1 protein-coding gene is annotated in these 2322 nt (G+C 46.9%); it reads left to right on the top strand.

Annotated features, from left to right (window positions below):
• Positions 1-177 precede the first annotated feature (177 nt).
• On the top strand, positions 178-2322 hold a 2145-nt coding region (locus NC99_RS07860), incomplete at its 3' end, for a substrate-binding domain-containing protein (RefSeq protein WP_053181901.1).

The raw sequence follows: 2322 nt of genomic DNA, 5'->3' as shown, positions 1-2322 counted from the left end.
TCATAAGGATTAACTAATTACTGTAGCTTCAGCAAGCAATGGAGTGATGGGGAGGATCGCTGGGGGAAGGGCTTGGATAGAACGTGGACAGGAGGAATCTGTGAACACCAGCAGAGCAAGTTTTTATACAATTCTTCTGTGAAATTCGTACATTTAGCCCCACTAAACTTCTGACGTATGCACCGGTTTTGGACCACCATATTGGCTTTCGTTTTTCTGCTCACACTTTGCCAACACCAGGCTTCGGCCAGTAAAGAATACACCATTGGCTTTTCGCAATGTACCACCTCCGACTACTGGCGTCAAACGATGCAACGACTGATGGAAATTGAGCTGTCATTTTACCCCGACATGAATCTGATCATCAAGGATGCCCAGGATGACAGCGACTTACAAATCACGCAAATCGAAGCCTTACTGGAAAGTGGCATTGATTTACTGATCATCTCGCCCAACCAGTCGGAACCCATTACGCCCATTGTTGAAAAGGTTTACCAAATGGGAATTCCGGTGATTGTCATTGACCGCAAAGTCAACACGGACCAATATTCCGCTTACATTGGAGGAAACAACTACAAGATTGGACTTGAGGCCGGAAGATACGCAGCCAAACTGCTCAATGGAAGTGGTAAGATTATTGAAATCAGGGGACTGGACGGTTCGTCGCCGGCCATTGAACGCCGAAAAGGATTTACTGAAATTTTGGCTGGCTACCCCAATATGGAGATTGTCTATTCCGAATCGGGCCAATGGAACTGGGACGGGGCCCGAAGGGTTATGGAACAAGTGATACAGGAAGGCATTGACTTTGATTTGGTTTTCGGCTATAACGATGTGATGGCAAAAGAAGCTTACGAAGTAAAAGAAACCTACCAACCCGGCAAACCGGCGTATTTTTTGGGCATCGACGGGCTGCCCGGAGACCAGGGTGGACTGCAGGCCGTAATTGACGGGAAGCTGGACGCTACTTTTTATTATCCCACGGGAGGGGAAAAAGCCATCCAAATCGCCCATAAAATACTGAACGATTTGCCATATGAACGCGAGAACATTCTGGAGACGATTGTGATTGACTCCACCAATGCTGAAGTTTTAAAACTTCAGACCGACCAGGTTGAGCTGCTTCAACAAAAAATTGAAGCCCAACGATCTGTTCTGGACATCCAGATTTCAAAATATCAAACCCAACGGTTAATCTTAATTTTCACCATTGTCCTGCTTGCGCTCATTGTTATTTTGGTGTTCTTAATCTTCAATGCCTTCCGAAACAAGAAACTGGCAAACCTAAAACTGGAAGCGAAAAACGCAAAGATTGAAAAGCAAAATGTCGCCATCAAGGAACAGCGCGACAAACTGGTTGAAGTGACCCAACAGCTGGAGGAAGCCACCCAGACCAAACTTCGCTTTTTCACCAATATTTCGCACGAATTCAGAACCCCGCTAACCTTGATCACCGGCCCGCTGGAGAACCTGATGCACTCGGAGAACTTTTCGGCCGAACAGCAACGGCAGTTTAAGCTCATGCACCGGAGTTCGTTGCGGTTGCTTCGCCTGGTCAACCAGTTGATGGACTTCAGGAAGCTGGAAAACAAACAAATGAAACTCATTGCCTCCGAATTGGACCTGATTGACTTTCTGAAGGAAAAGGAGGAGTCGTTTGCCTACCTGGCCGAAAAGAAAAACATTGATTTTCAGTTTCGAACCGAAATCGAACGTCAGGCCATTTGGATTGACCGCGACAAGTTGGATAAGGTCTTTTTCAATTTATTGTCGAATGCCTTCAAGTTTACGCCCAACAATGGAAAGATCTCGCTGCTGGTAAAAAAGCCAAAAGCGGCTTTGAACAAGCTATTCGAAAAGGAAATTGAGATCGAAATCAGGGATTTCGGAGAAGGTATCGACGAAAAGTATGTCGGCCGGATTTTTGACCGGTTTTTTCAGGCCGAAAAATCACACCATTTTAAGGGCACCGGACTGGGATTAAGCCTTTCCAAAGAGTTTGTTGAAATGCACCAGGGTCAAATCAGGCTTGAAAGCCAGGTGGGGCAAGGTACGACCTTTACCATTATCCTGCCCCTGGGCAAGGAACATCTAAAGCAGGAGCAGGTGGCCGACACAGATACGGCCTATGAACCCAATATCGACGCGGAAGAACCGCTGAGCCGGGGAAAAAACAGTCAGCGACAAACGGACATTCAACCGGCCAGTGGACAAAACAAGCCGCTCATTCTGGTTGTTGAAGATGTGGCGGATGTGCGTGAATACGTTCGAACCTGCCTTGGCGACCAGCACAAAATTTTGGAAGCCGAAGACGGGGAATCC

It is taken from the genome of Sunxiuqinia dokdonensis, from assembly GCF_001270965.1.
Classification (GTDB): domain Bacteria; phylum Bacteroidota; class Bacteroidia; order Bacteroidales; family Prolixibacteraceae; genus Sunxiuqinia; species Sunxiuqinia dokdonensis.
The sequence above is the reverse complement of the archived record's forward strand: the minus strand, read 5'-3'. Positions and strand labels throughout refer to the sequence as shown.